This is a genomic window from Rhodococcus sp. 05-2255-1e, assembly GCF_002259025.1.
In the GTDB taxonomy this organism is placed as follows: domain Bacteria; phylum Actinomycetota; class Actinomycetes; order Mycobacteriales; family Mycobacteriaceae; genus Rhodococcoides; species Rhodococcoides fascians.
Genome location: NZ_NOZE01000023.1, coordinates 168,225 through 183,278 on the forward strand (window position 1 = coordinate 168,225; position 15,054 = coordinate 183,278).

Genomic DNA, 15,054 nt, shown 5'->3' on the forward strand with positions numbered 1-15,054 from the left:
CAGCTGCTAGAAGGCCATTGCCTGAGCGCGTCTGATCACTTCGCGCATCAGGTCACCGTGCAACGCTGCGACCGGGGTACCGGGCAGACTGTCGTCCTCGGTGAACAACCACCGCAGAATTTCTTCGTCCTCGTAGCCGCCGTCGTGCAGCACCGCCAGCAGGCCGGGCAGGCCCTTGACGATTTCGCCCTTGGTCGTGTCGAAGAACTGCTCGGGCACGCCGGGGACGCGGGAACGCTTGAGAGCCAACAGCTGACGATCCCGCACGAGCTGCTCGACGCGCGTCTTGGGGACGTCGAGGATCTTGGCGACATCGGCGAACTGCAGCAGAGAAACCGACGGATCGAGCACGTCGTCGGCGTAGGGAATGGCACTCACGCGGGTAACGTTAACGGGTCCGGCGTCCAGACTTCAAAAGTGACGCGGCCCGCCACGGAGACCGAAGACACGAACCACGATCGTCGGTGAGCACCCACGGCGCCGATACCATCGTCGTCAGGCGTCCGGATTTCGAGCGGACACATCGAGGACGACGAGGGGAGGTTCGGTGATACCGGGTTCGATGCTCGATCGTCGATATCGAATAGACGCACCGATCGCACGGGGCGGAATGTCGACGGTCTACCGCGGACTCGACACCAGACTCGATCGACCTGTCGCGGTGAAGATCATGGATCCGAAGTTCGCCGAGGACCCGCAGTTCGTTCAGCGATTCGAGTTCGAGGCACGCGCGGTGGCCAGGCTGAGCCACCCCGGTCTGGTGGCCGTGTACGACCACGGGCGGGACGGCGATCACGCATTCCTGGTCATGGAGCTCGTCGAGGGCGGAACGCTGCGCGAGCTGCTGCGGGAGCGCGGGCCCATGCCGCCGCACGCCGCAGTCGCCGTGGTTCGCCCCGTGCTCGAAGCTCTCGCCGTCGCACACCGCGCCGGTCTGGTGCACCGAGACATCAAACCGGAGAACATCCTGATCAGCGACGACGGAGACGTCAAGATCGCCGACTTCGGGCTGGTCCGAGCCGTCGCCGCCTCCACCGTCACCTCGAGCAGTGTGATTCTGGGCACGGCCGCGTATCTGTCTCCCGAACAGGTCACCACCGGCTCCGCGTCCGCGAGCAGCGACGTCTACGGCGTCGGAGTCGTACTGTTCGAGCTGCTCACCGGACGCACCCCGTTCACCGGCGACACATCCCTGTCCATCGCCTACCAGCGCATCGACAACGACGTTCCGCTCCCCTCGACCCTCATCGCAGGCGTGCCACCACAGTTCGACGACGTGGTTCAACACGCCACCGTCCGCGACCCGGAACACCGATACCGCAACGCCGACGACATGGCCCGCGCGCTGCGCACTGCCGCGTCGGCGCTGGCGCTTCCCGCGTACCGGGTGCCCGCTCCCCAGCGTTCGGCACAGCACCTGAGCTCGGCGGCTGCGGGCGCACCGACGACAGTCGCCGGCGATCGACAGCCGCCCACCCGCACCCAGGTGGTGCAGAGCGCTACCCCGGTACCGCCGCCCGACGGCGTGCACCACACCCGAGTGGTCACGTCACCGACATCCCGCGAAATCGAGTACGAACCGCAACCGGACGACCCGCAGCCGGCGGCACCCCTGGGCCGGCGACACTACGAATTTCCCGATTTCGCCGCCGATCGCCAACGGTCCCGGCGGGCCATCGTCGTCTGGTTGGTGGTCGTTGCACTGTTGGCCGTGTTGGTCGGTTTCGGCGGCTGGTGGATGGGCTCGGGCCGATACACCGCAGTTCCGATGGTCGACGGTCTCGACACCACCGGTGCCACGAGCGCGATCGAAGCGTCGGGCTTGGAAGCAACGGTTCGGGGAACGTACTCCGACACCGTCTCGACCGATCTGCTCATCGGCACCGACCCCGTCGGTGGTTCCCGAATCGCCAAGGGCGACACCGTGTTCCTGCTCGTCTCACTGGGCAGCCCGACCGTCCCCTCCATCGACTCCGACGCCTCCGTCGAAGACATGCAGCAGCAATTGCGCGACAGAACCTTCACCCCGGTCGACGGCGGCGAGGCATTCAGCACCACCGCACCGATCGGCGGCGTCGCGGCGCTCGATCCCCCGCCTGGAACGGTGTTGAACACCGGTGCCGCAGTCACCGTGCTGCGCAGCAAAGGTGCACCGCCGGTGCAGGTTCCCGACGTCCGCGGACAGAGCGTCGATCAGGCACGGACGACTCTCGAATCGGTCGGCATCACCGTCGACGAGGTCCGCGAGACGTTCGACGAGGACACCGACGGCGGAAAAGCGATCGGCACGAACCCGAAGGCCGGCCAAACCGTCAAGTCCGGCACCACCGCCGTCCTCGACGTGTCTACCGCGGTCACCGTGCCGTCGCTCCTCGGCCGTTCGGTGGGATCCGCACGCACGACTCTGGATTCGCTGGGACTGACGATCGATGTTCGTCAGGTGGTCGACACGGACGGCTCGTTGGTCATCTCCCAGAGCCCCGGAGCCGGTTCACGGGTGGAACCGGACTCCGAGGTCATGGTCGTCTCACTGCCCTGACCCGGCGGCCCTGACTACCGGGTGCCCTGACCCGCCAGGGCGGTGCAGGCGATCAGCCGCGAAGCATCTCGGCGACGAGGAATGCCAGCTCGATGCTCTGCTGAGTGTTCAGTCTCGGGTCGCAGGCAGTTTCGTAGCGCCCGGCCAGGTCGAGATCAGAGATGTCCTGGGCTCCGCCGAGGCATTCGGTGACGTCGTCACCGGTCAGTTCGACGTGGATTCCGCCCGGATGGGTGCCGAGGCCGTTGTGCACCTCGAAGAAGCCCTGCACCTCGTCGACGATGCGGTCGAAATGCCGGGTCTTGTATCCGGTGGACGCCTCGTGCGTGTTGCCGTGCATCGGGTCGCACTGCCAGATCACCTGGTGTCCGGTGGCCTGCACCTTCTCGATGATGGCGGGCAGGATGTCGCGAACCTTTCCGTTGCCCATGCGCGAGATCAGCGTCAGGCGGCCCGGCTTGTTGGTCGGGTCGAGGCGCTCGACGTATTCGACGGCCATCTCGGGGGTCGTGGTGGGTCCGATCTTCAGCCCGATCGGGTTCGAGATCAGTTCGGCGAGCGCAATGTGCGCGCCGTCGAGCTGGCGAGTGCGGTCGCCGATCCACAGGAAGTGAGCCGACAGATCGTAGAGCTTGGGGTGATCGTCGGTGTTGTCGAGCCGCAGCATCGCGCGCTCGTAGTCGAGTACGAGTGCTTCGTGGCTCGCGAAGATCTGGGCGGTGTGCAGATTGGGGTCGGAGACGCCACAGGCATCCATGAACCGCAGGCCGCGGTCGATCTCCCCGGCCAGCGCCTCGTAGCGGGCTCCGGCGGGTGACTGCGCGACGAATTCACGGTTCCAGTCGTGCACCTTGTGCAGGTCGGCCATCCCGGCTCCGGTCAGTGCCCGAACCAGGTTCATCGCCGCACTCGCGTTGGCGTAAGCGCGCACCAGCCGTGACGGATCGTGGCCGCGCACGCTCTCGTCGGCCACCAGCGAGTTGATCATGTCGCCGCGGTAGGACTGCAGGCCGAGCGCATCGATGTTCGACGAGCGAGGCTTGGCGTACTGGCCGGCGATGCGCGCGACCTTGACCACCGGCATGCTCGCCCCGTACGTGAGTACGACGGCCATCTGCAGCAGCGTGCGAATGTTGCCCTTGATGTGCGGTTCGGTGTTGTCGACGAACGTCTCGGCGCAGTCGCCACCCTGAAGCAGGAACGCCTCGCCGCGGGCGACGGCAGCGAGCTTGTCCGACAGCGCCTCGACCTCACCTGCGACAGTGATCGGCGGAACGCTCTCGAGCACCTTGCGCATCTCGCCGGCCTGCTCGGGATCCCACTGCGGCTGCTGCGCAGCCGGCTTGGCCAACGCGTCGTCCAATCGAGTGCGCAGTGTCGGAGACAGCGGCGGCAGGTCGGGCAAGCGATCGATGGGTACGTCGACAGTCCAGTTCACCGCTACAGGATATTCGTACCGCCGTCGCCGCAGGACAACGGGTGTTCAACCGCGGTACGAGTACTCCTCGATCGCCTGGAACTTGGCCAGATTGTGGCGCGCGTCGGCCAGGGCATCGTGGGCGTCGTCGGGCACCGCGGGAAGCTCGGGACTGCCGCGATCCTCCCAGTGCTGACGGAGCTCACGGGTGAATCGAGGCAGGGAACGCGGCAACTCGGTCATCGATCCCCACAGCTGGCAGAGCGCCACGTGGTCGTACGCCGCCACCCATGCCCACAATTCGACCTCGGCACCGTAGTGCGGAACGAGAAATTCGAGCAGTTCGTCGCGAATTCGGGATCGGCTCATCCACAACGGCGACGAGTACGGTGGCAGCTTGGGTAAGACGTTGCGCCGGACCCACCGGCCCGCCCGCTCGGGGTCGAACTCGGAGGACACCGCATAGAACTCGCGACCGTCCTCCGACACCACACCGATCGAGACCAACTCGATTGTGCGACCATCCTCGATGAACTCTGTGTCGTAGAAGTAGCGCACGCGGCTCACCCTAGCGCGTGCCCCGGCACGTCCCCCACACACCGCAGAACCGAGCCGAACAAGCCCTGAAAGGGAACGTTGTGACTTCGTCCGACACCAACCGTCCGGTCGCCGAAGCGTCGGAGCCTGCCGGCCCGACGCGACGCCGGTGGCCGCGTTGGGCGGTGGCGTCGAGCAGGGTCGTCGTTGTCGTCGCCGCGGCGGTCGGTGTGCTCTTCCATCTCAACGGGTTTCCCGGGCTGCGAACGTTGGGTGAGCATTATCGACTGGATCTCGATGTCTATCGGCTCGGCGGCGAGGTGTTCGCTCGGGGCGGGGATCTGTACGGCCAGCTTCCTCCCATCGCGACCGGTACCACGTTGCCGTTCACGTATCCCCCGATTGCTGCCGCTCTGTTCAGCCCGCTCTCGAAGGTCTCGCTGTACGCCGCATCGATGACGGTGACGTCGTTGTCCATGCTCGCATTGCTGGCGACCGTTGTGCTCACGCTGATCTCGTTGGGGGTTCGCCCTCGCACGCTCGTGTGGTGGAGTGCAGGCGCGGTGTTCGCGGTGTCCGTCCTCGTACTGGAGCCGGTCACGTCCACGTTGAACTACGGGCAGATCAACATCGTTCTGATGATGTTCGTCGCGCTCGACTGCTTGCCGAAGAAGACTCCGTGGCCTCGGGGTGTGCTGATCGGTCTGGTCGCCGCCGTCAAACTCACTCCCGCAGTTTTCGTCTTGTTCTTCTTGCTGCGCAAGGACTTTCGCGCTGCGGTGGTATCGGCACTGAGCTTCGCGGTGTTCACGGCGATCGGGTTTGCGCTCACGTGGTCGGACTCGGTGAAGTACTGGACCGAGACGATCATCGATTCCGATCGGATCGGCGGACCGGCGTACCCGGCGAATCAGTCCATCACAGGTGTGCTGGCCCGCCTCGGAATGGACGAGCTCCCCCGTTCGATTCTGTGGATCGCGCTGTCGGTAGGGGTACTGCTCGTGGCGGGAATTGCGATGCGCAAAGCGTTCGCCGCCGGTGAGGTCGCCCTGGCGCTGACCGTGAACGCGATGTTCGGCCTGTTGGTCTCGCCGGTCTCCTGGTCACACCACTGGGTGTGGGCAGTACCGTTCGCGTTGGTGCTGGCCACCGTCGGATACCGCCGTCGAAGCGCACTGCTACTCGCTCTGGTTGCCGTCGGACTGGCGATCATGGTGTACGCACCGCACTGGAAACTCGGTGAAGGTCGATGGAGTGGACTCGACTGGCCGTTGGTCGATCAGTTCGCCGCATCCGCCTACGTGTGGTGGGCTCTGGCCTCTGTGGTCGCCGTCGCGGCCGTGAAACTCTCCCCTCGGGTCACCCCGAAGGAAACCGACACCGCGGTTCACTGACCGCCGTCGTCAGCTGGCCTTCGAGTCGGGGATACGGCGCGCGGACGGAGCCGAATCTCCGGGTGTCGCAACCTTCTTCAGCGAGGCCGCGTACACGTCGACGTATTCCTGGCCCGAGAGCAGCATCAGGTCGTACATCACCTCGTCGGTGACGGCGCGCTCGACGAATCGGTTACCTGCCATTCCCTCGAACCGGGAGAAGTCGATGGGCTTGCCGACGCGAATGGTGACCTTTGCCGGACGCCACACGCGCGAACCGATCGGGTTCATCTTCTCGGTGCCGATCATGGCGACCGGCACCACCTGAACGCCGGTCTGCAATGCCAGGCGCGCCATTCCGGTCTTGCCCTTGTAGAGCCGGCCGTCGGGCGACCGGGTGCCTTCGGGGTAGATACCGAGCACCTTGCCGGCTTCGATCACGCGGGCACCGGCGTTCAGTGCGTCCTGTGCCGCGTCGGCTCCGGTGCGGTCGATGGGCACCTGACCCACCGCGGTGAAGAACCACTTCTGGAACGCACCCTTGAGACCCGAGCCGGTGAAGTACTCACTCTTGGCGAGGAAGGTGATGCGCCGCGGGGTCTTGAGCGGAAGATAGAACGAATCGAGAACCGCTTTGTGGTTGCTGGCCAGGATCACCGGGCCGTGCGTCGGAATGTTCTCCGCACCCTCGATCGTGGGCCGACCCAGGGCAATGAGCAGGGGCCCCACGATGATGTATTTGAACAGCCAGTACCACATTGACGTGCTCCCTGATCATGGTCGGCAATCGTTGGTGTGCCGGCTCGCGCGGGGCGAACCGACTGCGGCCGTGCGTTCTCGAACCGTGCCGCGTAGTGAACTGTACCCAGGGTTTATGACACCAGCCACATCGACGAGCAGTCGTCGTGCGACATCACACGGCGTCGGTCCGGACCGTCATCGTGCGGTGGTGACGAACTGTGCTCGCGCGAGCTCGGCCGCACCGATCATCCCCGCGGCCTCACCCAGTTCGGTGCTGCGAATTCGTGCCAGCGGGCGATGCCCCGCGCCGGTGACGAGCTCGGCGTACTTGTCCGTGGCACGAGCGAGGAATTGGCTCGACGAAGTGGCCACACCGCCGGCCAACACGATCAGGTCGGGGTCGTACACATCGCTGACCATCGAGAGTCCGACGCCGAGCCAGTGTGCGAAATCCTCCATGGTGCGTCGGCCGATCGAGTCGCCGTCGTGCGCGGCGCTCGCGATCCGACGCCCGGTCAACGAGCCGGGATCGAGGAAGACCTCGCGCGCCAACCTCGTCGAGGACGACGGGTCTGCGGCCAAAAACTCCACCGCCGTATCCACCAGTGCGGTACCGCTGCAATACCGTTCCCAGCACCCGCGTTTGCCGCAGGGACACGCTCGTCCGTCGGGCACCACCTGAATGTGACCGAGTTCGGGAGCCACCCCGTGACTCCCTCGATAGATTCGGCCGTCGATCAGCAGCGCCGCACCGATTCCCGTTCCGATCGCCACCATCACCACGTTGCGGCCACCCGAAGCCGCTCCGAAACGGTATTCCGCCCACGCCGCGGAGTTGGCGTCGTGTTCGAGCAACACCGGTAGTCCGATGCGTTCGCTCATCTCGGTTGCGACCGGCGTGTCGACCCACGGCAGGTGCGGGGCGAACCGGACCGTCGTGCGGTCGGAATCGATGAAACCCGCCACGGCCAGACCGACGGCAGCGATGTCGTGTCGGCCGGCCAGCTCCTGCACGGCGCGGTCGAGACCACGCTCGAGTGCACGAGCAGTGTGGGGCGTGGGTGCTGCGGTCGAGTCGAGCACCTGACCGTCCGCGTCGACAACCGAGGCGCGCAGGCTCGTGCCGCCCACGTCGATCCCGACCGTCAATCGCTGATGATGACGCTTCATTCGTTCATGCCTTCCTCGGCCGTCCCCCCACGGCGATGGTCACTCCTTGACCCGAACGGTAATCGGTACGAACGCCGGTCGACGAACGGACGGCGCAGAGGTGTCCTCCGACACGTCCGCGGCGGCGTCGCCCCGGTCGGCAGCGGACGCTGTCGACTCGGTGCTGGACTCGCTACTACCCCCAGCGGCGTGTTCGGTGCCCGGCGCGGTGTGGTCGATCAACAACTGACGCAGCAGTGCGACGACGACGGCCCCTTCCGAGGCAACGAGTTCGAGGAGATCGTGCCGTTCACCGCGCACCAACGCCGCGAGCGCACACACCGGGCACCAGCTGCAGCCCTGCTGATCGCGGTCCTGCTGTGTCTCGGCAACTCGGCGCAGGATGGGCTCGAGACGTGTCAGGACGGTGTCGGCCAACGCCAGCAGGTCCGCGCCCAACTCCGAATGCCCGGCCGTCACAGCGTCTCTCCGCTCACAGCTCTTACGGTCATGGCTCGGCCGCTCACAGCGGCCACACATCGGGGTCGGGTCGGAAACGCACCACCAGGAACGGGCCGTCGAGTTCCGCAGAATCGGCGATACACCGACGCAACACCGACGCCAACGTGACGCGTCGCCGCCTACCGTCGGCACTCACTATCAAGTCGTCCTCCACTCGCCCCAGACCCAAGGTGGTCGAATCGACTACCGGCAGAAGCATTCTCATCGCGTACACGGATTCGAGTCCGCTCCCCGACTCGAGTTCGACCGACGGTCGACCGGCCGGGCTCGACGCACGTCGTTCGAGGGAGTGCGGTGCCAGGTGCTCGGCCACATCCTGCAAGGGGCCCAACCCTACCGGTTCCACTTCACAGTGCTCCACCTCCACGATCGGAACCGAGCCGACGCGTCGTCGGAGTTCGGCCACGGCGTCGAGCTGCGCGGCCCGCCATCGCTCGAACCAGAACACCGCAGGATGAGCTCCGACCAGACCGATCGACGAGGAATTGAGGGCCGGGAGCATCCGGTTCACCAGCAGTCGGTCGACGCGAACGCCGAACAGAGCCGCTGCGGAGAGCGTGCGTTCGGCGTCGACGATGGACAGGTGCTCGGGGGTCAGGACCACGGTTGCCCCTGTCCGGTCGGGATCGGTGATCAGCGCCCGGACCGATTCGATCTGTCCGAGGATCCGCTCGATCATGGCCACCACGAGCGTGAGCCGCACGTCGGTTCCGGTGCCGGCGACCATGCGATCGTGGCGCGGCCACACGCGCTCGAAATAGGACGAGACGGTGTCGGGCAGCTGCAGTGTTCGCAGCGCATCCCCCGATGCCGGAAGATCGACTATCACTGTGTCCCAACGACCTTCGTCGACGAGCCGGGACACCTTGTGCAATCCCAACAGCTCCTCGATACCCGGGAACCCCATCAGCTCCTCCGGCTCGATCGCGCCGAAACTCACGCCGTGTTCGTGGCCTGCCGAGGCCACCGACAGCATCGAACCCAAACCGCGGTACCGCTCTTCGAGCAGCCGCGAGGTATCGATCTCGACGACGTCCAGGTTCGGAGCAACCGCTCCGATGCCCGAGTCCTCGTCGGTGTCACCTTCTGCGCCGAGGGCGTCGCGGAGCGAGTGCGCCTGGTCGAGGGAGGCGATCAGCACCTCTTGGCCCGAGGCCGCGAGCGCAAGACCCGACGCAGACGCCAGGGTGGTCTTCCCCGCGCCACCTTTGCCGATGAACAGCGATACCGTGGTGCGGGGTTCGGGGCGAGCGTCGGTCAGCCTTCGACCCGCTTCTTCAATTCCTTGAGCGCAGTGTCGGTGATGACCTTCTCTGCTTTGCGCTTGAACAGGCCGATCATCGGAATGTTCAGATCGACAGTGAGCTCGTACGTCACGTCGGTGCCGTTGCCGGTCTCACGCAGCGAGTACGACCCGTTCTGAGATTTCTGCATTTCGCCCGAGACGAGATTCCACGACACCGAATTGCCGTCCGCGGCCCAGTCGTACTCGAGTTCGTACGTGTCTTTCACCATTCCGGCGTCGAGCACGAACTTGACCCGCTTTCCCCGTCCGTCCGCACCGACTTCGAGGACCTCGACGGACTTCGCGGCGGACACCCACGTGGGATACGCGTCGAAATCGGCGATGACGTCCATGACCCGACTCGGTGGGGCTTCGACGACGATCGACCTCTGGGTTTTCTCCGCCATGACTACTGGTCCGCTTCCTCTCGGGTACTTCGATCCGCTTCGTTCGCTGCCTGCTGTGTAACCCGCGGCAGGCCTATCTCACACGATCGAACCGCCGACGCACAACGCGAACCGGCCGACCGTACCGCGCGGTTCATTCGGGAGCTGAACTCGACGCTACGTGGTGGGGTGCCTCGCCCGCTGACCTCCCGGCCTCGAGCTCCCGCTTCAGCTCGAAGGTCATGGCGCGGCCGGCCACCCGACGCGCATGCTGATCGGTGGCCGACTCACTTGGTGAGGCCGGCTCGGCGTGCAGGAAGTAGTGGACGATCACGCCGTCGAGTACGGGCTCGAGCCACAGCTCCATCGTTCCGACGACGCCGCCGCGGACCGACCACCGAATGCCCTTCTCGCCGCGATCCTCGGTCACGGTCAGCGACAGGTCCGGCCACCACCGCCGCCACCGCTCCGGCGAGACGAACGCCTGCGCCACCGCCGCACCGGGCGCTGCCACGAATGTCTGATCCGCAACTTGAATACTGCTCATCGTCAGAGCTTCACATATCGGGTCCGAGACCAGGACCGCCGAGGCACATTCGGGACCGCGCGCCCCGGGTCTAGAGTATCTGTGAAGCCGAGCTATCGACTTTCTCCAACCCGTTCGATCCGGAGGTAATCCCGTGCGCGAGTTCACTGTTTCCGCCGAGTACGACATCGCGGACACCGACTCGGCTGTCGACAGCGTCTTCGCCCGCGCTCGGACGTCGCCGGATGCCGTGGTGTTCCGTCGGCTCGACGACGTCCGATGGACCGATGTCGGTGCCGCAGAATTCGAGCGACTGGTCGTCGACGTGGCCAGGGGCCTCGTCGCGGCAGGTATCGAGCAGGGCGATCGCGTCGCGCTCATGTCGTCCACGCGATTCGAGTGGTCGGTCATCGACTACGCGATCTGGGCCGCGGGCGGAGTGACCGTGCCGATCTACGAGACGTCGTCGGCGGGCCAGGTCGAGTGGATTCTCGAAGACGCCGAGCCGGTTCTGTTGGTCCTCGAGAACGACGCGCACGTACGGGAGACGGAAGCCGTCGTAGCTGCGGCGCCGTCGGTACGTCGAACGTTCGTGATCGACAACGCTTCCGGCACGGGCGCAGTGCAGGCTCTGATCGACAACGGCGCGGACGTCTCCGAAGACGTTGTGCACGAACGAGTCTCGACACTTCGCTCGTCCGATCCGGCCACGTTGATCTACACCTCGGGCACTACCGGCCGCCCCAAAGGTGTGCAATTGACGCATGCGAACCTCCTTGCGGAATCTCGCGGCATTCGCCAGACGTCGTTGAAAGCTCTTCTGACACAGGGCCGCAGTACGTTGATGTTCCTTCCGATGGCGCACGTCCTCGCTCGCGCGGTGAGTATCGCGTCGTTCGATGCCGGAGTCACCCTCGGCCACACCAACGACATTCCCAACCTGGTCGCGACCTTCGGGACATTTCGACCGGACTTCATTCTGTCCGTGCCGCGCGTGTTCGAGAAGGTCTTCAACACTGCGAAGCAGAAGGCACACAGCGACGGCAAGGGCAAGATCTTCGATCTCGCGACCGAGTGCGCAGTGGCGTGGAGCCAGGCGCAGGATTCCGGTGGCCCATCGATCATCTTGCGCGCCAAGCATTTCGTGTTCGACAAGCTGGTCTACTCGAAGCTGCGGACCGCTCTCGGCGGCAAGTGCGAACTCGCCATCTCGGGCGGCGCACCACTGGGTGCGCGACTCGGCCACTTCTACCGCGGCATCGGCGTGACCATCTACGAGGGCTACGGCCTGACCGAAACCACTGCGGCGTTCGCGGTGAACACCATCGGATTCCAACGTGTGGGCAGCGTCGGACGCCCGCTACCCGGGAACACCGTCCGCATCGCCGGCGACGGTGAGATCCAACTACGCGGACCCGTTGTGTTCGACGGATATTGGCGAAACGAGAAGGCGACCGCGGAATCCCTCGACGACGGGTGGTTCCGCACCGGCGATCTCGGATCCGTCGACGAGGAGGGATACATCACGATCTCCGGCCGCAAGAAGGAACTGATCGTCACCGCCGGCGGCAAGAACGTCTCCCCCGCGGGCCTCGAAGATCACCTTCGTGCCGGAGCACTGATCAGTCAGGCCGTGGTGGTCGGTGACCAGAAGCCGTTCATCGGTGCCCTCATCACCCTGGATCCGGATGCGTTCGACAAGTGGAAGTCCGCACACGGCAAGGACTCCGACGCCACCGCAGCGGATCTGCAGGCCGACCCCGATCTCGTCGCCGAGATCGACGCCGCCGTCGCCGATGCCAACAAGTCGGTCTCGCACGCGGAATCCATCAAGAAGTACCGCCTGCTCCCCCACGACTTCTCGGAGGAGAGCGGCGAACTGACGCCGACGATGAAGCTCAAGCGCAATGTCATCACCAAGGCGTACGCCGATGAGATCGAGGCGATCTACGCGAGGTGACACGCGTGGCGTGAGCCGTGGTGCGAGCGGACCGCCCGGTCAGATCAGCGACCGCAGTTTCTCCGTCAGCACGTCCCAGCGCCATTCCGCGTCGACCCATGCCCGACCGGCGTTGCCCATCTGCGTCGCCAGTGTTCGATCGGACAGGATCGTCACGATCGCGTCGGCGATGGACGACACCGAAGTCCCGTCGACGACGAGCCCGGTCTTGTTGTGCTGCACAGCTTCCGGAGCGCCTCCCGACATCCCTGCAACCACCGGAACGCCACAGGCCGACGCCTCGAGGTAGACGATTCCGAGCCCCTCGACGTCGAGGCCCGCGCCTCGGGTGCGGCTCGGCATCGCGAACACGTCGGCAATCGTGTGATGGGCAGCCAGTTCCGCCGACGGTACTGTCCCGGTGAACACCACGTGCTGCTCCATCCCGGTGGAGCGAACCAGTTCGCGCAACGTGTTCTCGTACGGACCGCCGCCGACGATCACCAGAACCGCCCCGTCCACCGCGCGCCGGATCTCAGGTAGCGCCCGGATCAGGAAGTCCTGGCCCTTGCGCGGCACCAGCCGCGACAGACACAGAACCGTCGGTCGGTCACCGAGGCCGTACCGAGCACGTAACTCCGTCCTCGCGGCATCGTCGGGCACGAAGCGATCGGTGTCGACCCCCGGCGGCAGATGCTCGAGTGCCGCCGACGCCCCGAACGCCGAGCTGAATCGGCTCCGCGTGTACTTGCTCACGTAGGTCACCACATCGGTGTTCTCCCCGATGGTGCGCAGCGTCGCGCGACCACCGGGCACCATCGACCACCCCACCTCGTGGCCATGTGTGCTCGCCACGATGCGATCCGCCCCGGCTTTGCGCAGGTGTGACGACATCACCGCCAACGGGGCCGCGGCACCGAACCACACCGAGTCGCACCCTCGGGTCTTCACGATGCGCGCTGCGCGGCGAGCCACCAACGGAGTCGGCAGCATCAACGTGGTCGGATGCCTGATGACCTCGAAGGGTTGTTTCGCATCGAACTTCACGTGCGAATCACCACGCCACCGCGGGGCGTAGACCACGAGCTCGTCGGCGGGCAACTGCGAGGCGAAGCTGTGCAAGTAGGACTGGATTCCGCCCGGCCGGGGCGGAAAGTCGTTCGTCACCAGAAGAGTCCGACGCATGACGACAACCGTAGCGCTCCCGATCGGACAGCTCGTGTCGACGACGCGCACGTCCGGGTCAGCGTGACCGAGCGGCCACCCAGTTGCCCCACTCCGCGACGAACCGGGTTCGGCTCAGACTCAGGACCGAGGTGATCGCTGCGTCGACGACTCCGTCCGACCCGGGTCCGGACGCCAGCGCCTCGTAGAACCTGCGCAACGTGGACTCGCCGTACCGGTCGGCCACGAACGCGAAGACCGACCAGGCGGACTCGTAGGCCACGTTGGAGCGGGTGCCGCCTGCACCGAAATCCTCGTCTTTCGGCAACACGGTCGGAGGGCCACCGGCAGCCACGATCGATGCCAGAGTAGGTGCCAGCTGCCGGAAGTCGGCACCGGAACTGCGATACCCGGAGTAGTCGGCGAAACCCTCCGCCACCCACAACGCGGTGCCTTCCGCCGTCTTCGCCCGCGCCGCCACATGCGTCAACTCGTGCCGAAGCACCGAACGAAGAGTGAACGGAGTCAGCCGCGACGCGGCATCGGGACCGAACACCACGCGCTGACCCGTCGGACGCGACCCGCCGGCCACGGCGTCGGACACGGTCACTGCGGCCACGTCCGTCGAGGGCGAGGACCCCGTCGATTCGTCGAACTCCTCGGCCGTCGAACTGACGAACACCAGTCCGTCGCGGGCCCAGTCGGCTCCCCAGAAGTCGGTGACCGCAGCGGTCGCCGCGGGCAGCTCGGCGGCCACATCTGCCACGAACTGCTCAAGGTCGGGATGTCCCAACACCACCGACGTGCCGGATGCAGTGGCGACCGAGCGCACCGTCACGGGCCCGAAATCCCACGGCCCGCGCCAGGTGTGGCGACGGTAGGTCGGCAAGTCGGCGTCGTCGACCAGTCGCCACTGGCCGTCGCGTTCGGCGACCACCAGCGAAACCGGCCGGCGGGTCGGCGAGGCATCCGGGCCCTGCACGGCATATCGCAGGTACACCGGTGGAGCCCACACATCGGTGGCATCCAGCTGCTCGGCAATCGACGACGGCACGGGGGTCTCGGGTTCGTCACCGATCTCGTAGTCGAAGTCCGAGAAAGGAACCGTCGGAACGACAGTCGCCCGGCGAACCTGCGCATCCACGAACGTCGGATCCGCGAGGGGGTCGAGCAACCCACGCAGCGCCGATTCGTCGCCGGAACGGAGGGCAGCCGCCCAGCGCTCGAGCAGCTCGGTCACTTCGGCGCGGCGCTGCTCGTCGTAGGTCGGCGGATTCTGCGAGGCCGACGGATCGGACGAAGTCGATGCGCTCGATGTCGCCAATCCCGATGCAGGACCGTCGTGACGATGAACCAACAGCAGCGTCGACGCCACTGCCAGAACGACCAGGACTGCCGCCCATCGCGCCCGCCCCGACGCGGTGAGCGCGTGGACAACGGACGGCCGTTCCGTACCGCTCATTCAGGCGTCAGTCG

Annotated in this window: 14 protein-coding genes; 3 read left to right on the forward strand and 11 right to left on the reverse strand. The window is 65.9% G+C overall.

Features of this window, described 5'->3' with window-relative positions; genetic code table 11:
* Positions 1 to 6 precede the first annotated feature (6 nt).
* A complete protein-coding gene (locus tag CH262_RS15440) occupies positions 7 to 378 on the reverse strand; it encodes an Rv2175c family DNA-binding protein (RefSeq protein ID WP_032384644.1) in 372 nt (123 codons plus the stop codon).
* Positions 379 to 562: 184 nt separating this feature from the next.
* Between CH262_RS15440 and pknB the strand changes: the two genes are divergently transcribed.
* Positions 563 to 2,539: a Stk1 family PASTA domain-containing Ser/Thr kinase gene (gene pknB / locus CH262_RS15445; RefSeq protein ID WP_094717907.1), complete on the forward strand. Its 1,977-nt coding sequence runs from the start codon at positions 563 to 565 to the stop codon at positions 2,537 to 2,539.
* A gap of 52 nt (positions 2,540 to 2,591) precedes the next feature.
* Here the strand turns inward: pknB and CH262_RS15450 are convergent, their stop codons facing one another.
* Together CH262_RS15450 and CH262_RS15455 are read right to left on the reverse strand one after the other, a co-directional pair.
* Positions 2,592 to 3,977: a class II 3-deoxy-7-phosphoheptulonate synthase gene (locus tag CH262_RS15450; protein WP_027497364.1), complete on the reverse strand. Its 1,386-nt coding sequence runs from the start codon at positions 3,975 to 3,977 to the stop codon at positions 2,592 to 2,594.
* Positions 3,978 to 4,022: 45 nt separating this feature from the next.
* On the reverse strand, positions 4,023 to 4,514 hold the full coding sequence (locus CH262_RS15455) for a polyadenylate-specific 3'-exoribonuclease AS (protein WP_032370301.1): 492 nt from the start codon (positions 4,512 to 4,514) through the stop codon (positions 4,023 to 4,025).
* A 164-nt stretch (positions 4,515 to 4,678) separates the two neighbouring features.
* Between CH262_RS15455 and CH262_RS15460 the strand changes: the two genes are divergently transcribed.
* Positions 4,679 to 5,887: a glycosyltransferase 87 family protein gene (locus tag CH262_RS15460; RefSeq protein WP_256988849.1), complete on the forward strand. Its 1,209-nt coding sequence runs from the start codon at positions 4,679 to 4,681 to the stop codon at positions 5,885 to 5,887.
* 9 nt (positions 5,888 to 5,896) lie between these two features.
* Here CH262_RS15460 and CH262_RS15465 read toward each other — a convergent pair whose 3' ends face one another.
* The 6 genes from CH262_RS15465 to CH262_RS15490 all read right to left on the reverse strand — a co-directional run bounded on the left by CH262_RS15465 (position 5,897) and on the right by CH262_RS15490 (position 10,496).
* On the reverse strand, positions 5,897 to 6,625 hold the full coding sequence (locus tag CH262_RS15465) for a lysophospholipid acyltransferase family protein (protein WP_094717909.1): 729 nt from the start codon (positions 6,623 to 6,625) through the stop codon (positions 5,897 to 5,899).
* 177 nt (positions 6,626 to 6,802) lie between these two features.
* On the reverse strand, positions 6,803 to 7,777 hold the full coding sequence (locus CH262_RS15470; protein ID WP_094717910.1) for an ROK family protein: 975 nt from the start codon (positions 7,775 to 7,777) through the stop codon (positions 6,803 to 6,805).
* Positions 7,778 to 7,816: 39 nt separating this feature from the next.
* Positions 7,817 to 8,236 (reverse strand): hypothetical protein, encoded by a 420-nt coding sequence (locus CH262_RS15475; protein WP_094717911.1) that lies wholly within the window; start codon positions 8,234 to 8,236, stop codon positions 7,817 to 7,819.
* 43 nt (positions 8,237 to 8,279) lie between these two features.
* Entirely contained in the window at positions 8,280 to 9,560 is a 1,281-nt protein-coding gene (locus tag CH262_RS15480; protein WP_306436786.1) for an ArsA family ATPase, read from the reverse strand.
* A complete protein-coding gene (locus CH262_RS15485; protein ID WP_027497370.1) occupies positions 9,536 to 9,970 on the reverse strand; it encodes an SRPBCC family protein in 435 nt (144 codons plus the stop codon). Before CH262_RS15485 ends, CH262_RS15480 begins: the two co-directional genes overlap by 25 nt.
* A 133-nt stretch (positions 9,971 to 10,103) precedes the next feature.
* Positions 10,104 to 10,496, reverse strand: a complete 393-nt coding sequence (locus CH262_RS15490) for a hypothetical protein (protein ID WP_032384641.1) — start codon at positions 10,494 to 10,496, stop codon at positions 10,104 to 10,106.
* Positions 10,497 to 10,629: 133 nt separating this feature from the next.
* Between CH262_RS15490 and CH262_RS15495 the strand changes: the two genes are divergently transcribed.
* Positions 10,630 to 12,435 (forward strand): AMP-dependent synthetase/ligase, encoded by a 1,806-nt coding sequence (locus CH262_RS15495; protein WP_094717913.1) that lies wholly within the window; start codon positions 10,630 to 10,632, stop codon positions 12,433 to 12,435.
* Between the two features lie 39 nt (positions 12,436 to 12,474).
* On the opposite strand, the gene CH262_RS15500 is transcribed toward CH262_RS15495, so the two are convergent.
* Positions 12,475 to 13,599 carry a glycosyltransferase family 4 protein gene (locus CH262_RS15500; protein WP_027497373.1) on the reverse strand — a complete coding sequence of 375 codons (1,125 nt, stop codon included), beginning with the start codon at positions 13,597 to 13,599 and terminating at the stop codon, positions 12,475 to 12,477.
* A gap of 58 nt (positions 13,600 to 13,657) precedes the next feature.
* A complete protein-coding gene (locus CH262_RS15505) occupies positions 13,658 to 15,040 on the reverse strand; it encodes a hypothetical protein (RefSeq protein WP_094717914.1) in 1,383 nt (460 codons plus the stop codon).
* Positions 15,041 to 15,054 lie beyond the last annotated feature (14 nt).

Excerpts from the sequence above, each read along its gene's own strand:
- pknB (WP_094717907.1), top strand. The coding sequence starts at position 563 with ATGCTCGATCGTCGATATCGAATAGACGCACCGATCGCACGGGGCGGA.
- CH262_RS15465 (WP_094717909.1), bottom strand. The coding sequence starts at position 6,625 with ATGTGGTACTGGCTGTTCAAATACATCATCGTGGGGCCCCTGCTCATT.
- CH262_RS15470 (WP_094717910.1), bottom strand. The coding sequence starts at position 7,777 with ATGAAGCGTCATCATCAGCGATTGACGGTCGGGATCGACGTGGGCGGC.
- CH262_RS15485 (WP_027497370.1), bottom strand. The coding sequence starts at position 9,970 with ATGGCGGAGAAAACCCAGAGGTCGATCGTCGTCGAAGCCCCACCGAGT.
- CH262_RS15490 (WP_032384641.1), bottom strand. The coding sequence starts at position 10,496 with ATGAGCAGTATTCAAGTTGCGGATCAGACATTCGTGGCAGCGCCCGGT.
- CH262_RS15500 (WP_027497373.1), bottom strand. The coding sequence starts at position 13,599 with ATGCGTCGGACTCTTCTGGTGACGAACGACTTTCCGCCCCGGCCGGGC.
- CH262_RS15505 (WP_094717914.1), bottom strand. The coding sequence starts at position 15,040 with ATGAGCGGTACGGAACGGCCGTCCGTTGTCCACGCGCTCACCGCGTCG.